Consider the following 16863-nt stretch of genomic DNA (forward strand, 5'->3'; position numbering starts at 1 on the left):
GCTCCGTTCAGGCGCCGGGGATGGCCCCGGCCTGTTGCAGCGTGGCAATCTCGGCGGCGGCGAAGCCCCAGTCCCGCAGCACCGCCTCCGTATGCTCGCCCCGGAGCGGTGGTGGCAGGCCCGGTGTCGCGGGGGTGCGGCTGAAGCGGGGGGCGGGCGCCGGCTGGATCGCACCCTCGCGGGTCTGGAAGGTGCCGCGCGCCGCATTGTGCGGATGCGCCGGCGCCTCGGCGAGGTCGAGCACCGGGGCGATGCAGGCATCCGTGCCCTCGAACAGCGCGGCCCAGTCATCGCGCGTGCGGCTGCGGAAGATGGCGGCGAGTTCCTCGCGGAGCGCCGGCCAATCGCCGGCTCCATGCGCCCGGCGAAACGGGCGGGATCGAGCCCCAGCTTCTCGGCCATCAGCGCGAAGAATTGCGGCTCGATCGGCCCGACCGAGAGGTAGCGGCCATCGGCGCATGCATAGGTGTCGTACCAGGGTGCCGCGCCATCCAGCATGTTCGCGCCGCGCTCGTTCCGCCAGCGGCCGCGGGCCAGCATGGCGTAGATCGGCGCCATGAGCATCGCCGCGCCATCCACCATGGCGGCATCCACCACCTGGCCGCGGCCCGATCCCTTCGCCTCCAACAGCGCTGCCAGGATGCCGAAGGCCAGCAGCAGGCCGCCGCCACCGTAATCCCCCACCAGGTTGAGCGGCGGCACCGGGTTTTCGCCTGGCCGCCCGATGGACCAGAGCGCGCCGGTCAGTGCGATGTAATTGATGTCATGCCCTGCCGCCTGGGCCAGTGGCCCTTCCTGGCCCCAGCCGGTCATGCGGCCATAGACCAGGCGCGGGTTGCGGGCGAGGCAGGGCTCCGGGCCTAGCCCGAGCCGTTCCATCACCCCGGGACGGAAGCCCTCGATCAGCGCGTCCGCGCCCTCGATCAACCGCAGCGCGGCGGCGACCGCCGCCGGGGATTTCAGGTCGAGCACCACCGAGCGCCGGCCGCGGCCGACGAAATCCTGCCGCGTGCCGGGCGGGCCGCCCCTGCGGTCCAGCCGCACCACCTCCGCACCGAGATCGGCCAGCAGCATGCCGCAGAAGGGACCGGGGCCGATGCCGGCGAATTCCAGGATGCGGAGCCCCTTCAGCGGCCCGGCCGGTGCGGCTTGATCTTGCGGTGCCATGCGTCTCTCCCTCCGGCCCAGCCTAGCAGTCCGCACGGGGTTTGACAGCAGGCCCGCCCGGACCGACGCTCGGCGCAACGTCCAGCACAAGCCAGAACGAGGTCCCGCATGGCCCGCCACAGCGCCGCCCATTATTTCCTTGAGGGGCTTTGCGACATCGGGATCGACTACCTCTTCTGCAATCTCGGCACCGACCATGTCTCGCTGATCGAGGAGATGGCGCGCTGGGACCAGGGCAACCGCCCGCGCCCGCCCGCCATCGTCTGCCCGCATGAGAATGTCGCCGTCCACATGGCCGGCGGCTATGCGATGATGACCGGGCGCGGCCAGGCGGTGCTGGTGCATGTCGATGCCGGCACAGCCAATGCGGCCATGGCGCTGCACAATCTCTGCCGCGGCCGGGTGCCGGTCTTCCTGATGGCCGGGCGCGCGCCCTTCACCACACGCAACGAGCTCACCGGCTCACGCGACACCTATGTGCATTTCATCCAGGACCCCTACGACATCGCCAGTATCGTGCGGCCCTATGTGAAGTGGGAATACTGCCTTCCCTCCGGCGTGGTGGCGAAGGAACTGCTCTCGCGCGGCGCCGCGGTGATGCAGAGCGAGCCCACCGGCCCGGTCTTCCTCACCCTGCCGCGCGAGACGCTGGCCGAGGAGATCGAGGAGGAGAAGGTCCAGTCCTTTCCGCCCGCGCGTTTCGGCCCGGTGGCAGGCGGCGGCGCCGATCCGGCCGTGGCGGAGGAGATCGCGCGGCAGATCATGGCGGCGGAGAACCCGGTGGCCTTCACCGGCTATCTCGGCCGCAAGCCGGAAGCGGTGGCGGCGCTGGAGGCGCTGGCGCGGGAGGCCGGCATCCGCGTGGTGGCGCATGCCCCCATCACCCTCAACATCAGCACGGAGCACCCCTGCTTCGCCGGCTTCGACCCGAAGCCGCTGCTGGAGGAGGTGGATCTCGGCCTGCTGCTCGATACCGATGTGCCCTGGATCCCGAGCAGCATGCCGGAACGGCCGGAGACCCGCTGGATCCAGGTGGATGTGGATGCGGCGAAGCGCGACCTGCCGATCTGGAACTTCCCCGCCGATCTCCGCGTGCAGGGCGATTGCGCCATCGTGCTGCGCCAGGTGCTGGAGGTGATCCGCGCGCGCGCCGATGATGCCTGGCGCGACAGGATCGCCGCCCGCATCGCCGGCTGGGAACCCGCGCGCCAGGCCCGCGCGCAACGTCTGGCGGCGGCCGCCGCACAGCCGGGCGAGGCGGATGCCATCGGGGTGCCCTTCCTGATGGATGCGCTGAACCGGCAGCTTCGCGCCGACGACATCGTGCTGAACGAGGCCATCCGCAATGGCGGCGTGGTGCAGGACCACATCACCCGCACGGAGCCCGGCAGCTTCATCGGCTTTGCCGGCGGGGGGGGCTTGGCTTCTCCGGCGGCATGGCGCTCGGCGTCAAACTGGCGCGGCCGGAGAACCGGGTGGTGCAGATCGTGGGCGATGGCAGCTACCACTTCTCGGCCCCCGACAGCGTCTATGCCTGCGCCCAGACCCATGGCCTGCCGATCTTCACCATCGTGCTGGACAACCGCGGCTGGTCGGCGGTGAAGGAGGCGACGCGGCGGGTCTATCCCAAGGGCGTCGCGGTGGCGCAGGAGCAGTACATGGCGCGGCTCGACCAGCGCGGCGAGCGGCGCTTCGAGGATGTGGCGAAGGCCTTCGGCGCGCATGCCGAAAGGGTGACGGAGGCCGGGCAGGTGGAAGCCGCCATCCGCCGCTGCCTGGAGGCGGTGGAAGGCGGCCAGGCGGCGGTGCTGACGGCCCGCGTCACGCCGCTTTAACCGGGCGGCGCGGCAGGGACGCCGCCAGCAGCGCCCGTCAGTCGAGCCTGGCGCCGGAGACCTCCACCAGGTCGCGCCAGATCGGGTCCTGGGCGCGGATGAAATCGGTGAAACCGGCCGGGCTGTCATCGGTGACGGCGGTGAAGCCGAGCGGCAGCAGCCTCTCGCCATAGTCGCGCGTGCGGGCGGCGCGCACCGTCGCCTCGTGCAGCCGCTGCACCGCCGCTGGTGGCGTGCCGGCGGGGGCGGAGATGCAGTACCAGAACTCCATGTCCATGCCGGAGTCCGGCAGCAGCTCCGCCATGCCCGGCACCGCTTCCAGCCCCGGCACATAGGTGACGCGCCTGGCGCTGCCCACCGCCAGCGCCCGCAGCCTGCCCTCCCGCACATGCGGGATGATCGCCGGGATGCCATCGAAGAGCATGTCGACAGTGCCGGCCAGGAGGTCGTTCAGCCCCGGCGCCAGGCCACGATAGGGCACATGCGCAACCTCCACATGGGCGCTGGCCATCATCTTTGAGATCGAGAGGTGGCTGATGGTGCCGAGCCCGGAGGAGCCGCTGGTGATCCTGCCCGGCTCCCGCCGTGCCGCCGCGATCAGTTCCGCGAAGCTCTGCCAGGGCCTTCCGGCATTGACCACCAGCAGCGTGGTGCCGACCGAGACCCGCGAGACATGCGCGAAGTCCCGCATCGTGTCGAAGGGCATGGCGCTGCGGTAGAGGTACTTGTTGGCGCAGAAGATGGTGGCGCCGCCGAGGAAGACCGTATGCCCATCCGGCGCCGCGCGGGCCACCGCCTCGGCCGCGATATTGCCGCCGGCGCCCGGGCGGTTCTCGATCACCACGGGCTGGCCGAGCAGGGGCGTCATCTGTTCGCCGAGCAGCCGCGCGGTCAGGTCCGCCGCGCCGCCCGGCGGGAAGGGCACCAGGATGCGCACGGGGCGCGAGGGGAAGGGTTGCGCCCGCGCCAGGCTTGGCATGGCAAGGGCAGCGCCGAGCAGCGCGGCGCGGCGGGGGAGTGGGAGCATCGGCACGTCCTCAGGCCGAAGGTTCGAGATCGAGCCGCACCGCGATGCCCTCCAGCCCTGCGGCGGCCGGGTAGCGCCGCATCACCTCCGGGTCGTGGCCGGGTACGATGTGCCGGGGCGAGGGGGCCAGCGCGGCCAGGGTCTCGAAGCCCTCCAGCATCTCGCCGACGTGGAAGGCGGTGCTGAAGGGGCGGCCGGCCTCCATGTTCTCGTAGAAATGCGTGACGTCGGAGGCGAGCACGACAGGGCCGCGCGCCGTGTTCACCTTCACGCATTGCAGCCCGGCCGAATGGCCGCGCATCAGGTGCAGGGAGACGCCGGGCGCGATCTCCGCCTGGCCGTTGTAGAACCTCACACGACCCTTGAAGTTGAGCTTCACCATGCCGGCGATGTCGTCCGGCTCGAAGGAATGCGCGAGCTTCGGGAAGCGCATGAAGCGGCCGCAGGCGTAGTGCATCTCGGGTTCCTGGAGGTGGAATTCGGCCTTCGGGAATTTGTGGAAGCTGCCGACATGGTCGTAGTGCAGATGCGTCAGGATCACGTCTTTCACGGTCTCAGGATCGAGGCCGATCAGCTTCAGGCTCTCCGCTGGGCAGCGCAGCCAGTTGCGCTTGCGGCGCTTGGCCACTTCCTCGGTGAAGCCGGTGTCGATGACGAAGCTGCGGCCGCCGCCGATGGCGGTCCAGACGAAATAGTCCATCGGCATCGGCGCGTCATGCGGGTCGCCGCCGATGAAATGCTCGTGCCGCCGCGCATCGCGCCAGGCATAGCGGATGGCGTAGATTTCATAGGTCGGGGTCATGCCCTCATTCCTCCCGCTTGCTGGGCCGGCGCGGCGCGCAGCCCGATGGCCAGGCCGACCATCCCTGCATCGCGCAGCACCGACATGAAATCGCCGGGCTGGTTGGCATCGCCGACCAGCGCATAGGGGATGCCCGCCGCCTCCACCGCCGGCACGGCATCGCGGTTCGGTATGGCGCCGATGGCGGCTACCACATGCTCGACGCCTTCGATCGAGTGGGCCTGGCCGGCTACGGTGAATGTCAGTCGCCCCGCGTCGCAACGCAGGTCGCGTACGCCGGTATGAAACTCCACACCGGCCGCGCGCAGCCGCAGCATCAGGTCGGTGCGGTTGTTGCGTGCCATGGCGGGGGCGATGCCGGGCAGCGCTTCCAGCACGGTGATCCGGCAGCGGCGGAGCGCCAGCATATCCGCCGCCTCCAGCCCGACGATGCCGCCGCCGATGATCGCGACGCGCGCACCTTCCGCAACCCGCGCCGGGTCGGCGATGACATCCCAGGCCTGCAAGGGCACCGCATCGCCTGGCAAATGCAGTGGCCGTGGCCGCGCTCCGGTCGCCACCACCACCTGGTCGGGCGCGAAATCCCGGATCGCCGCGGCCGTGGCGGTGACGCCCAGCCGCACCGGGACACCCAGCGCCTGCAACAGCGCCCAGCGATAGGCCCAGACCGGCCGCACCTCCTCCTTGTCGGGCGCCGCCACCGCCAGGTGGATCTGCCCGCCGGGGCGCGCGGCCTTTTCCCAGATCTCCACCTGATGGCCCCGCGCGGCGGCCATCCGCGCGGCCTCGATCCCCGCGACGCCGGCGCCCAGCACCAGCACGCGCAGGCGTGCCGCGGGCGGCAGCGCCGGATGGGCAGCGCTGGGCTCGGCGAAATCGGGCTCCTCGAATTCGGTGCCGAGCATCGGGTTGGTCACGCAGGCGACGTCGCGCTCCAGGGTCAGCCGCTCGAAGCAGATATTGCAGGAAATGCAGGCACGGATGGGCGCCGCCACCTGGCCCAGCGCCTTGCGCGGCCAATGCGCATCGGCGGTGAGGGCGCGGCCGAGCGAGATATAATCGGCGCTGCCATTGGCCAGCACCACCTCCGCATCCCCAGGGGTGATGATGCGCCCGGCGAGGATGGTGGGGATCCTCACCGCCTCCCGCACCGGCCGCGCATGAGGTTCCAGGCAGCGGCGTGGCATGGAGGGCGGCTGGATGCAGAAGCGCGAGAGCTCCGGGCTCTCATTGGTGCCGCCGGAGAGGTCCAGCGCCGAGACACCCGCCGCCTCCAGCATCCGCGCCAGCGCCAGCACATCCTCGATCGGGTAGCCATCCCCGCAATATTCCGTGCAGGAGAGCCGCACCCAGAGCGGGAAGTCCGGCAGCGCATCGCGAACCCGCGCCACCGTCTCCAGCAGCAGCCTGGCGCGGTTCTCGACCGAGCCGCCATAGGCATCCGTGCGGTGGTTGATGCGTGGCGTGAAGAACTGGTGGAACAGGTAGCCATTGGCGGCGTGCAACTCCACCGCGTCGTAGCCGGCTTGCCAGAGCCGCCGCGCGGCGGCCACGAAATCCTGCTGGATGGCGGTGATCTCGGCCCGCTCCAGCGGCCGCACCGCATCGCCGGTATTGGGGTTGGTCCAGGGCGAGGGGCCCACCGGCTCCATGTTGAGCACCATCCGCCGCAGCAGCGCGCCGCGATGGTTGAGCTGGCCGATGGTCAGGCAGTCATGCGACTTGATGGCTTCCACCAGCCGCGCCAGGCCGGGGATGAAGCGGTCGTGGTAGATCCAGAGCGAGTTGTTGTGGGCGCGGCCACCCTCGCTGACCGCCATCGCCTCGGTGACGATGGCGGCCACGCCGCCGCGGGCGCGCTCGGCATAGTAGTGCCGGTCGCGCTCGGTGGAGAGCCCGTCGCTGGTGCCGAAGTTGGTCCCCATCGGCGCCATGATGAGGCGGTTCTTCAGCCGGAGCGGACCGATCCGCCCCGGTTGCGCCAGCAGCATCCGGCCCGCCCCTATTTGCCGCCGTCCAGCACCGCCTGTACCGCCTTGGGGTCGCATTCGATCTTCACCCCCGCGCGCTCCTGCTGCAGCACCATCGGGACGCGGCTGTCGCGATGCGCCCAGCCGCGGTTCAGCGCCTCCGTCATCTCCTCCATGACGAGGTGCGAAAGCCGCATCGGCACGCCGACCTCGCGCCCGAGGCCGACCGCCAGTGTGACATCCTTATGCGCCAGCTTCAGCGAGAAGGCCGGTGGCTCGTATTTGTTCACCAGGAACTGGTCGGCGATGCGGTCGAAGGTGCGGCGGCGGCCGAGCGAGCCCTGGCGCACCGCCTTCCACAATTCCAGCGGGTCCATGCCGGCCTTCACGCCCATGGTGAAGACCTCCGCCATGACGGTCTGGATGGCATAGCCGGAGAGGTTGTGCACCAGCTTGGCGACGGTGGCGCTGCCGATCGGGCCGATATAGGCGGGCTGGTCGCCGATCGCGTCCAGGATCGGTTTGTGCTTGTCATAGGTGGCGCGATCGCCACCCACCCAGATCGCCAGCCTGCCGCTCTCGGCGCCCTTGGGGCCGCCGCTGACCGGTGCGTCGAAGGCTTGCGCGCCGCGTTCCGCCATGGCCGCATGGACGCGGCGCATCAGCGCCTGGGAATTGGTGGAGAGGTCGAAATGCGCCATGCCGGCATGGGCGCCTTCCAGTAGCCCGTCCGGGCCGAAGACCACCGCCTCCACCTCCGGCGGGCCGGGCAGGGAGGTGAAGACCACCTCGCATTGCGCTGCCACCGCGCGCGGGCTCTCGCCCCATTCGGCGCCGGCCGCCAGGTGCCGCTCCGCCGCTTGGCGCCTGATGTCATGCACCACCAGCTTGTGGCCGGCCTTCTGCAGATTGGCGGCCATGAAGGCGCCCATGGTGCCGAGGCCGATGAAGCCTATCTTCATGGCGCGTCACTCCCCCTTGGCGTCGGCGGCTTCGAAGACATCGCAGGCGACATGCGCCGCGGTCATCGCCGCCGGCCAGCCGGCATACATCGCGAGATGCGTCACCACCTCGCCGATCTCCTCGCGCGTCACGCCATTGGCCAGCGCCCGGCCGATATGCGAATTGAGCTGCGCCTCCCAGCCCAGCGCCACCAGCGCCGCGACGGTGATCAGGCTGCGGTCGCGCTTGGAAAGCTCCTTCCGCTCCCACACATCGCCATAGACATAGGAATGCGTCATCTCCACCAGCTTGGGGAAATGCGGGTTGATGCGGTCGCGACGGGCTGAGGGCGGGGCTGCCATGGTCTTCTCCGTTTCTCTCCAATTGCGGAACCTGCGTTGCAGCGCCCCGATTGCCGTGATCCTGAAGCCTGAGTGGAGACCCCGCAAGCCGGAGGAGGAGAGGCATGATCGAGAACCGGGAAAGCGCGGGCCGCGACCTCGCCGCGCGGCTGGCCCTGCCGGGTGTGGCGCCGCCGGTGGTGCTGGCCCTGCCGCGCGGCGGCGTGCCGGTGGCGGCGCCCATCGCCGCGGCATTCGGACAGCCGCTCGACCTGCTGCTGGTGCGGAAGCTGGGCGCGCCGGGGCAGCCGGAACTGGCGGTCGGCGCCATCCTTGACGGCGATCCGCCTGGCCTGGTGCTGAACCGGGACATCATTGCCGAGCTCGGCATCAGCGACGCCTGGATCGCCGAGGAACGGGAGCGGCAGCAGCGGAAGCTGGCCCGCCAGCGCGCGCAGTTCCTGGGGGACCGGCCGCCCCCGGCGCTGGCCGGGCGTGGCGCCCTGGTGGTGGATGACGGCGTCGCCACCGGCGCCACGGCCGAAGTGGCGCTCCGCGGCGTGAAGGCCGCCGGCGCGGCGCGGGTGGCGCTGGCGGTGCCGGTGATCGCCGCCGATGTCGCGGCGCGGTTCCGCGCCGAGGGGGTGGAGGTGGTCGCGCTGGCCGAGCCCCGCAGGCTCGGCTCGGTCGGCGCCTTCTACCGGGATTTCCGGCAGGTCTCGGATGAGGAGGTGCTGCGGCTGCTCGGGCGCCCGGCCTGAGCCGGGTTCCGCATCAGCGCCGGCCGGCCTGCGGCGGCGGCATCTCCCGCGGGCCAGGCGGGCTGGTGGGTGGCAGTTCCGGGCCGGGCCCCGGCCCCGGTCCGGGTTCCGGCGCCGGTCCGGGCGAGGGGGGGCATCGGCGGAATTTCCGGGCCAGGGCCGCCAGGGCCGGGAATGCCGGGGCCGGGTGTGGGCGTTGGGTCGGATGGGGGCATGAATGGCCTCTTCGCTGGGGGAAGCTGCGGCAACGCCCGGAGCCCGCCGGTGTTGCCGCCACTCCGGCGAATGTCCGGACGCCGGCCGGCAGCCCGTGAATCCGCCGGGGCGCGGTTCAGCTCTTGTCGCTGTAGCTTTTCGCCATGCCCTCGCCGGGATCGGCCTGGGGGCCATAGGGCATGATCGGGTAGCGCAGCCCGGCCTTGGAGAGGCCCTGCAATCCCACGATCGCCCGGGTGAAATCGGCGGGCGGGCAGGCCATCAGCAACTCATCGTCGGCCACCCCGCCATAGCGGCGCTCCGCGTAGCAGGGGATGGAGAGGCTCACCTCACGGGTCTTCAGCGCATGGCCCCAGCTATCGGCGCAGGCGCTCTCGCCGGTGATGGAGAAGTCGTAGCGGCGGTAGCTCTTCCACTGCAACCCGTTGATGAACAGGATCATCTGCGCCGGGTTGGCGTAAAACAGGCAGATATCCGGCGGATCGAGCCGGGCGCTGCGCAGCGGCGAGACGACCAGGCCGTGATAGCGCCCCGCTGGCACCCGCGGCATCTGCGCCTGATGCGCCGCCGAAGCCTCGCGGTTCTCGAACCATACCCCCTCCATCTTGCGGCCGGAGAGGTAGAGGTCCGAGGGCTCGTTCAGCCCGATGACGCCGCCGCAATTGGAGAAGGCGGGCACGTTCTCATGCGTGATGCCGAGGGTGAAGCCGGCGATCCGCGCCTGGGTCACGAGCTGGCAGGTGGAGAAGGTCTTGCCCTTGGCGGGGCGGCGGAGGCTCGGGATGCGCTCCATCTCCTCCAGGCTTTCAAAGAGCTTCATGCCGATGGGCAGGGTGCGCAGCCGCAGCAATTGGGTGAGCTGCTCGGCCATCTGCGCCAGCGCCTTGGCGTCCGGCTGGGCGGGCTCCACGAGCCCCGGGGCATCGTCCATGGTGGTTTCCTCCATCTCGCTTCCACCCATCCTAGCGCAGCCTGGCGCTGGGTCGAATGGGCTTGCCCCGGGAAAGGCGGCGACGGCAAGCTCGCCCCGGCAACCGAAGGGGGAGGGACCGATGGGTTTCCTGGCCGAGGACGAGATCGCCGCGCTCCGGCCGGCGCAGGAGGCGATGTTCCCCTCGCCGATCCCGACCCAGGTGGTGTCCTCCGACGAATTCGCGCCGATCCCGCAGACTCCGGCGCAGCGCCGGGTGGAGGCGCGGATCAAGGAACTGGCGGACGAGATCGGTCCGCGGCAGAACCTCTCCCGCCGGGGCTTCCTCGCCAGCGCCTCCGGTATGGCGGCGGCCTTCCTGGCGATGAACGAGGTGCATGGCCCGGTCTTCGGCGTGGCCCGCGCCGAGGCGCAGGAGCCGGACCGCGCGGCGGCCCGCGCCGCTTCGCTGCGCGACCAGTTCATCATGGATGTGCATACGCATTTCCTGCGCGAGGACACGCGGCTGATGGGCTTCGTGGAGATGCGCAAGGCGGTCGGCCGCGCCGGCTGGAACCCGGCGCTGAAGCCGCAGGAGCAAACCATCGACAACCTGATGTACGCCAACTGGTTCAAGGAGGTCTTCCTCGACAGCGACACCAAGGTGGCGCTGATCAGCGGCGCGCCCTCGGACGAGCCGCAGGACTGGTTCCTGACGAACGAGATGAAGTTCAACGCCCGCCGCCGCATCAACGAGGCCGCCGGCACCCGCCGCTGCATGAGCCACGCCATCTTCACCCCCGGCCAGCCCGGCTGGATGGACCAGGTGGAACGCGCCATCGAGGAACTGAAGCCCGACAGCTTCAAGGACTATACAATCGGCGACAACACCAACAAGCACCTCGCGCAATGGCCCTGGCGGCTGGATGACGAGCGGCTGATGTATCCCTTCTATGAGCGGCTGCTGAAGGCGGGCCACAACATCGTCTGCATCCACAAGGGCCTGTTCCCGCCGCAGATCGAGGCGCGCTTCCCGCATCTGCTGCCCTATGCGCGGGTCGATGACCTGGGCAAGGCCGCGAAGGACTGGCCGCAGATCAATTTCGTCATCTACCACTCGGCCTACCGCTTCGCCGGCGGCGGCAGGGCGGAGCAGGGGCTGGAGCAGTTCGAGCGCAGCGGCCGCGTCGAATGGACCAGCGACCTCGCCGAGATTCCGGAGAAATACGGCGTCTCCAACGTTTTCGGCGATCTCGGCCAGATCTTCGCCCAGACCACGGTGGTGCAGCCGCGCCTGGCCGCGGCGCTGATGGGCATCCTGGTGAAGGGGCTCGGCGCGGAGAAGGTGGTCTGGGGCACGGATGCGGTCTGGACCGGTTCGCCGCAATGGCAGATCGAGGCGTTGCGGCGGCTGGAGATCCCGGAGGACATGCAGGCCCGCCACGGCTTCGCCCCGCTCGGTGCCGCGGATGGACCGGTGAAGACGGCGATCTTCGGCGGCAATTCCGCGCGCATGTACCGCTATGACCAACGCCGTGCCGGGCTGGAGACGGATGGGGTCGCGCGCGTGCAGGCGGCCTACGCCGCCACCGGCGGGCAGCGCAGCAATCTCGCCTACGGATACGTCGCGGCCGGCTGAAGCCCTTGCCTACTCGATCCTGAGCCCGGCGCCACGGATCACCGTGCCCCATTTCTCCAGCTCCGCCCGGATCAGCGCGGTGAACTGCGCCTGGTCCTGCGTCCAGACCGTGGCGCCGGCGCGGCGGATGCGCTCCGCCGTCTCGGGGCCGGTGACGATGCGGGTGATGGCGGCGGAGAGCCTGTCGCGGATCGGCTGCGGCAGCCCTGCCGGGCCGACGAAGCCGAACCAGACATAGACCTCGTAGCCCGGAAGCCCGGCCTCCTGGAAGGTGGGGATATCGGGCATGGCGGGGTCGCGTTCGTTGCCCGTCACGGCCAGCGCCCGCAGCTTGCCGGCCTGCACCTGCGCCAGCACATTCGGCAGGTTGTCGATGGTCAGGTCGACGCGGCCGGCGATGAGGTCCGCCATGGCCGGCGCGCTGCCGCGATAGGGCACATGGGTGATGTCGATGCCGGTGCGGTGCTTCAGCAATTCCCGCCGAGAGATGCGGGCTGCTGCCGGCCCCGGAACTGGCATAGCTGAGCTTGCCCGGCTGCGCCTTGGCCCGCTCGATCAGTTGCGCCAGGCTGGTGATGCCGCTGCCCTCCGGCACCGCCAGCGCATTCATCAGCCGCGCCGAGACGCAGAGCGGCGCCAGGTCGCGCAGCGTGTCATAGCCGGTATTGGCAAAGAGGAAGGGGTTCATCGCCAGGTTCGCCGTATTCGCGACGGCAATGGTGTAGCCATCCGGCGCCGCCTGGGCGGTGGCGGCGATGGCGATGGAGCCGCTGGCGCCCGGCCGGTTCTCCACCACGCCAAGCTGGCCGACAGCCTCGGTCAGCTTCTCGCCCACCAGCCGGGCCAGCGTGTCGTTGAAGCCGCCGGGGGTATAGGGCACCAGGATGCGGATCGGCCGGTCCGGCCAGGTCTGGGCGAGGGCGGGCGAGGCCGCCAGCAGGGCAGGGGCGGCGAGGAGATGGCGGCGGCGCAGGGTCATGCTTGGCCTCCCGATGCGGCCCTCGGGATGCGGGGCCGTTCCGGGGCAGCCTAGCAGCATCATTCCGCGGCGGGAGGGGGCGTGTCGCGCAGCCGCTGCCGCAACTCGAATTTCTGGATCTTGCCGGTGGAGGTCTTGGGCAGCGGCCCGAAACTCACCCGCTTCGGGCATTTGAAGCGCGCCAGCCGCTCGCGGCACCAGGCGATGACCTCGGCCTCGGTCAGCGCCTCGGCGCCCGGCGTCAGTGTCACGAAAGCGTGCGGCACCTCGCCCCATTTGGCGTCGGGCTGCGCCACCACCGCGGCTTCCATGATCCGCGGATGGGCATAGAGCACCTCCTCGACCTCCAGGGTCGAGATGTTCTCGCCGCCGGAGATCACGATGTCCTTGGCCCGGTCCTTCACCTCGATATAGCCGTCCGGATGCAGCACGCCGAGGTCGCCGGTATGGAACCAGCCGCCGGCGAAGGCGGCCTCGGTGGCATCGGGGTTGCGGAGATAGCCCTTCATCACCGTATTGCCGCGCAGCATCACCTCGCCGAGCGTGGCGGCATCGGCGGGCACCGGGCGCATGGTGGCGGGGTCGAGGACCGTCGCCTCCTCCAGCATCGGGTGGTTCACGCCCTGGCGCGCCATGAATGCGGCTTTCTCCGGCAGCGGCAGGTCGTCCAGCCCCGGCTGCCAGAGGCAGATGGTGGCGGGGCCGTAGCATTCCGTCAGCCCGTAGAGATGCGTCACCGCGAAGCCCATCTCCTCCATCCCGGCGATCACCGAGGAGGGCGGCGCGGCGCCGCCGGTGGCGATGCGCACCGTCTGCGGGAAGGGGCGGCGGTGTTCCGCGGGCGCATGGATCAGCATGGTCAGCACCACGGGCGCGGCGCACATATGCGTCACGCCATGCTCGGCGACCGAGGCGAAGATCGCCGCCGGCTCCACCCGCCGCAGGCAGACATGGGTGCCGCCCTGCAAGGTGACGGCCCAGGTATAGGTCCAGCCGTTGCAGTGGAACATCGGCAGCGTCCAGAGATAGACGCTGCGCGGCGAAAGCTCGAAGGCCAGGGCATTGCCGCAGGCATTCAGATAGGCGCCGCGATGATGCGTCACCACGCCCTTCGGGTCGCCCGTGGTGCCGGAGGTATAGGAGAGCGCGATCGCCTCCCATTCGTCCTGCGGCATGCGGAAGGGCGCGGCCGCGCCGCCGCTGCCGAGGAAGCTCTCATACTCCATCGCGCCGAGGGGCTCACCGCCCGGCGCCTCGGAATCGACGATCTCGATGACCTGGGGCGGCGATGCCATTCCGGCCAGCGCCACCCGCACCGTTGCCGCCCATTCGCGGTCCACCAGCAGCAGCTTCGCGCCGGAATGGGACAGGATGAAGCCGATGGCCGCGGCGTCGAGCCGGATATTGATGGTGCAGAGCACGGCGCCCGCCATCGGCACGCCGTAATGCGCCTCCAGCATCTCCGGGATATTCGGCGCCAGCACCGCCACCGTATCGCCCGGCGCGATGCCGGCGCGGGCCAGCGCCGAGGCCAGGCGGCGGCAGCGTTCGAACATCGCCGCATAGGTCAGGCGGCGCGCGCCATGGATCACCGCGACCCGCTGCGGATAGACCCGCGCCGCCCGTGCCAGGAAGGAGAGGGGCGAGAGCGGCACATGGTTCGCTGGCAGCTTCGGCAGCGTGTCGTACCCACTCATCATGCCGTCTCCTTCAGCCGCCAAGCGCCCTGGGCGCGCTGACCGCGCAGCGCAGCCGCACCATTTCGGCGAGCGCCGCCGCCAGCGCAGCATGGCCTGCCGTGCCGGGGTCGTGCGCCCCGGCGCGGATCTCCCGGGCGAGCCGCGCCAGCAGCGCCTCGGGCGCCGCATCGGGCAGGGTCAGGGCGGCGCGCAATTGCGCCAGCGCCGGTGCCGGGTCCGCGGTCGCCTCCCGCCGGGCGATGGCCATGGCATTGGCGACCATGCGCGCCTGGTAGCGCTTCGCCTCCGGCAGATGCGGCAGCAGGTCCTGCAGCAGGACGTCGCGCGCCACTTCCAGCAATTCCGGCCCGTCCGGTCGCTCAAGCATGCAGCGCCCCCGTCATCCGCAGGATGTCCATCTCGAGTTCCGGCACGATATGCCCGGTCAGCGCCAATTCCAGGTTCACATCCTTGCCGGAAAGGTGCCGCGCCGCCTGGTCGGCGGCGATCACCGCCCAGCGGAGGGTGCCGGCCAGTTCCCACCAGGTGACACGGTCATGCTCGATCCGGCGGCCGCTCCCGGCCTCGTAGCCGGCGTAGAACTCCGCGCGCGGCCCCAGGCCGCCGGCCTCCAGCGCCAGGTTGCCGAAGCGCCAGCAGGGCGCGCAGAGCCAGCCGAGATCGGCATGCGGGTCGCCCCATCGGGCGAATTCCCAGTCCAGCACCCCGGTCACGCGGCAATCGGCGACCATGAGGTTGCCGGTGCGGAAGTCGTTGTGGTTCAGCACCACCTCGCCGGGCGGCGGCGCGTTGCGCTCCAGGTGGCGGAGGCCCCATTCCAGTACCGGGCGCGGCGTGCCGGCGGCATCCAGCGCCGCGCGCTGCCGGGCGATGAATTCCAACGCCGGATCGGCCGGCGGCTCTCCCAGCATGGCAAGGTCCGGGCGCGGCGGGCGGATGGTATGGATGCGCGCCAGCTCCTGCCCCAGCGCCAGCGCCAGTGATGTGTTGCCGCCCATGGCGGCGGCCTGCCGCGCCAGCCGATGCGCCTGCGCCAGCCCCGCCACTCGCTGCATGACGAAGAAGGGCGCCCCGGTCACTTCGCGGCTTTCGCAGCAGAAGAGCGGCTGCGGCACCGTGACGCCGGCGGCATGGGCGGCGCGCAGCAGGGCGAATTCCGCCGGGCGCGGCAGACTGACGGAGAGCACGGCGGCATTGTCGGTGCGCAGCACCCAGCGCTGCTCGGTGCCGCCCAGGGCGACATCCAGTGCCCAATTCTGCTGGATGGCGCCGCCCGAGAGCAGCGCCATGCGCGTGATGGCGACCGGCGCGCCCGCGGCCCCGCTCAGCCAGGCTCCCAGGCGCGTGCGGGCCGCCTCATCCATGCGCGGCGCCCCAGGCGAAGAAGTCCTTGCCCTCGCGCCGCAGCATATTGGCGAGCACCATGCGGTGCACCTCGCTGGCGCCATCCACCAGCCGGGCCTGGCGGGCGTAGCGGTACATCCATTCCACCGGCGTGTCCTTGGAATAGCCGCGCGCGCCGAGCAATTGCAGCGAGGTGTCCACCGCACGCTGCAACGCATCCGCCACGACCACCTTGGCCATGGAGACCTCCTTCCGCGCATAGCCGCCCTGGTCCAGCACCCAGGCAGCGCGCATGGTCAGCAGCCGGCCGATATCGAGCTCCATCGCCGCCTGGCCGATCATGCCCTGCACGCTCTCCTTCTCGATCAGGGCGGAGCCGAAGGCGTGGCGCGTCTCGATCCGCGCCATGGCGATCTCCAGCGCCCGGCGGCCCATGCCGGTCCAGCGCATGCAATGCGTGAGGCGCGCCGGGCCGAGGCGGATCTGCGTCAGTTTCAGCCCGTCGCCGATGCCCATCAGCCGGTCCTCGTCGGGAATCTCCAGCCCATCGAATTCCAGCTCGCAATGCCCGCCATGCTCCTCCGGCCCCATGATCGGGATGCGGCGGACGATACGCCAGCCCGGGCTGTCGGCATGGAAGAGGAAGGCGGTCAGGCCCTTGCGGTTGTCATCTGAGGTGCGGGCCATGAGGATAAAGTGCTTCGCCTCGCCGGCACCGGTGATGTAGTGCTTGCGGCCATGGATCACCCAGCGGTCGTTGCCGCGCCGCTCGGCCCGCGTATAGGTCATGGAGGGGTCGCTGCCGCAGCCATCGGGCTCGGTCATGGCGAAGGCGGACTGCACCTCGCCATCGATGATGGGTTGCAGCCAGCGCGCCTTCTGGTCCTCCCGCGCCACCTGTTCCAGCACGCGCATGTTGCCGTCATCGGGGGCGGCGGCGTTGAACACCACGGGGCCGAAGATGCTGCGGTTCATCTCCTCGTAGCAGGGTGCGATGCCGACCATGGAGAGGCCGCCGCCGCCGCGCGCCTTGGGCAATGACAGCGCCCAGAGCCCGGCCGCCTTCGCCTCGGCGCGAAGCGTCCGCAGCAGGGCGGGGGCGATGTTCTCGTGCTCGTCATAGCTGGCGCGGTCGGCCTCCAGCGGAATCAGGCGATCCTCGACGAAGGCCCTGATCTTCTGCCGGATGGCGTCCACTTCGGGCGAAAGGCTGAAGTCCATGATGCTGGT

14 protein-coding genes and 3 pseudogenes are annotated in these 16863 nt (G+C 70.5%); 4 read left to right on the forward strand and 13 right to left on the reverse strand.

The features are described from left to right. Positions 1 to 7: 7 nt before the first annotated feature. Positions 8 to 1365: pseudogene (locus KSF81_RS29665) on the reverse strand (CaiB/BaiF CoA transferase family protein). Between KSF81_RS29665 and KSF81_RS13095 the strand changes: the two are divergent. Together KSF81_RS13095 and KSF81_RS29670 are read left to right on the forward strand one after the other, a co-directional pair. Then, positions 1276 to 2592 (forward strand): annotated as a pseudogene (locus KSF81_RS13095) (thiamine pyrophosphate-requiring protein); the annotation flags it as partial. The pseudogenes KSF81_RS29665 and KSF81_RS13095 sit on opposite strands and share 90 nt — an antisense overlap. Positions 2593 to 2603: 11 nt before the next feature. Beyond that, positions 2604 to 3002: a thiamine pyrophosphate-dependent enzyme gene (locus KSF81_RS29670; protein WP_305801202.1), complete on the forward strand. Its 399-nt coding sequence runs from the start codon at positions 2604 to 2606 to the stop codon at positions 3000 to 3002. 37 nt (positions 3003 to 3039) lie between these two features. On the opposite strand, the gene KSF81_RS13100 is transcribed toward KSF81_RS29670, so the two are convergent. From KSF81_RS13100 to KSF81_RS13120, 5 genes are read right to left on the reverse strand one after another with little or no spacing between them, the layout of a single operon-like run. Continuing rightward, positions 3040 to 4029: a tripartite tricarboxylate transporter substrate binding protein gene (locus KSF81_RS13100; RefSeq protein ID WP_217379361.1), complete on the reverse strand. Its 990-nt coding sequence runs from the start codon at positions 4027 to 4029 to the stop codon at positions 3040 to 3042. A gap of 10 nt (positions 4030 to 4039) precedes the next feature. Then, complete coding sequence (locus KSF81_RS13105) at positions 4040 to 4831, reverse strand: N-acyl homoserine lactonase family protein (RefSeq protein WP_217379362.1); 792 nt, start codon at positions 4829 to 4831, stop codon at positions 4040 to 4042. Continuing rightward, positions 4828 to 6822 (reverse strand): NAD(P)/FAD-dependent oxidoreductase, encoded by a 1995-nt coding sequence (locus KSF81_RS13110; protein WP_217379363.1) that lies wholly within the window; start codon positions 6820 to 6822, stop codon positions 4828 to 4830. The genes KSF81_RS13105 and KSF81_RS13110 overlap by 4 nt, the downstream gene beginning before the upstream one ends. A gap of 11 nt (positions 6823 to 6833) precedes the next feature. Beyond that, the gene (locus KSF81_RS13115; RefSeq protein WP_217379364.1) at positions 6834 to 7763 is read right to left on the reverse strand and encodes an NAD(P)-dependent oxidoreductase; all 930 of its coding nucleotides are present in this window, start codon (positions 7761 to 7763) and stop codon (positions 6834 to 6836) included. Positions 7764 to 7769: 6 nt separating this feature from the next. Continuing rightward, the gene (locus KSF81_RS13120) at positions 7770 to 8105 is read right to left on the reverse strand and encodes a carboxymuconolactone decarboxylase family protein (protein ID WP_217379365.1); all 336 of its coding nucleotides are present in this window, start codon (positions 8103 to 8105) and stop codon (positions 7770 to 7772) included. 104 nt (positions 8106 to 8209) lie between these two features. Between KSF81_RS13120 and KSF81_RS13125 the strand changes: the two genes are divergently transcribed. Next, the gene (locus tag KSF81_RS13125) at positions 8210 to 8845 is read left to right on the forward strand and encodes a phosphoribosyltransferase (RefSeq protein ID WP_217379366.1); all 636 of its coding nucleotides are present in this window, start codon (positions 8210 to 8212) and stop codon (positions 8843 to 8845) included. 331 nt (positions 8846 to 9176) lie between these two features. Here KSF81_RS13125 and KSF81_RS13130 read toward each other — a convergent pair whose 3' ends face one another. Beyond that, positions 9177 to 9992 carry a DUF169 domain-containing protein gene (locus KSF81_RS13130; RefSeq protein WP_217379367.1) on the reverse strand — a complete coding sequence of 272 codons (816 nt, stop codon included), beginning with the start codon at positions 9990 to 9992 and terminating at the stop codon, positions 9177 to 9179. A 121-nt stretch (positions 9993 to 10113) separates the two neighbouring features. Between KSF81_RS13130 and KSF81_RS13135 the strand changes: the two genes are divergently transcribed. Then, a complete protein-coding gene (locus KSF81_RS13135) occupies positions 10114 to 11610 on the forward strand; it encodes an amidohydrolase family protein (RefSeq protein ID WP_217379368.1) in 1497 nt (498 codons plus the stop codon). 9 nt (positions 11611 to 11619) lie between these two features. Here KSF81_RS13135 and KSF81_RS13140 read toward each other — a convergent pair whose 3' ends face one another. From KSF81_RS13140 to KSF81_RS13165, 6 genes and pseudogenes are all read right to left on the reverse strand, one after another. Continuing rightward, positions 11620 to 12129 carry a tripartite tricarboxylate transporter substrate binding protein gene (locus KSF81_RS13140; protein WP_217379369.1) on the reverse strand — a complete coding sequence of 170 codons (510 nt, stop codon included), beginning with the start codon at positions 12127 to 12129 and terminating at the stop codon, positions 11620 to 11622. A gap of 13 nt (positions 12130 to 12142) precedes the next feature. Next, positions 12143 to 12760 (reverse strand): annotated as a pseudogene (locus tag KSF81_RS32130) (Bug family tripartite tricarboxylate transporter substrate binding protein); the annotation flags it as partial. Then, complete coding sequence (locus KSF81_RS13150) at positions 12649 to 14286, reverse strand: acyl-CoA synthetase (protein WP_375293327.1); 1638 nt, start codon at positions 14284 to 14286, stop codon at positions 12649 to 12651. The gene KSF81_RS13150 and the pseudogene KSF81_RS32130, both read right to left, overlap by 112 nt. A gap of 13 nt (positions 14287 to 14299) precedes the next feature. Then, on the reverse strand, positions 14300 to 14656 hold the full coding sequence (locus KSF81_RS13155; RefSeq protein WP_217379371.1) for a DUF6285 domain-containing protein: 357 nt from the start codon (positions 14654 to 14656) through the stop codon (positions 14300 to 14302). After that, positions 14649 to 15653 (reverse strand): phosphotransferase family protein, encoded by a 1005-nt coding sequence (locus KSF81_RS13160; RefSeq protein ID WP_217379372.1) that lies wholly within the window; start codon positions 15651 to 15653, stop codon positions 14649 to 14651. Before KSF81_RS13160 ends, KSF81_RS13155 begins: the two co-directional genes overlap by 8 nt. Further along, on the reverse strand, positions 15646 to 16854 hold the full coding sequence (locus KSF81_RS13165; protein WP_217379373.1) for an acyl-CoA dehydrogenase family protein: 1209 nt from the start codon (positions 16852 to 16854) through the stop codon (positions 15646 to 15648). Before KSF81_RS13165 ends, KSF81_RS13160 begins: the two co-directional genes overlap by 8 nt. Positions 16855 to 16863: the final 9 nt, after the last annotated feature.

It is taken from the genome of Siccirubricoccus sp. G192, from assembly GCF_019084075.1.
In the GTDB taxonomy this organism is placed as follows: domain Bacteria; phylum Pseudomonadota; class Alphaproteobacteria; order Acetobacterales; family Acetobacteraceae; genus G192.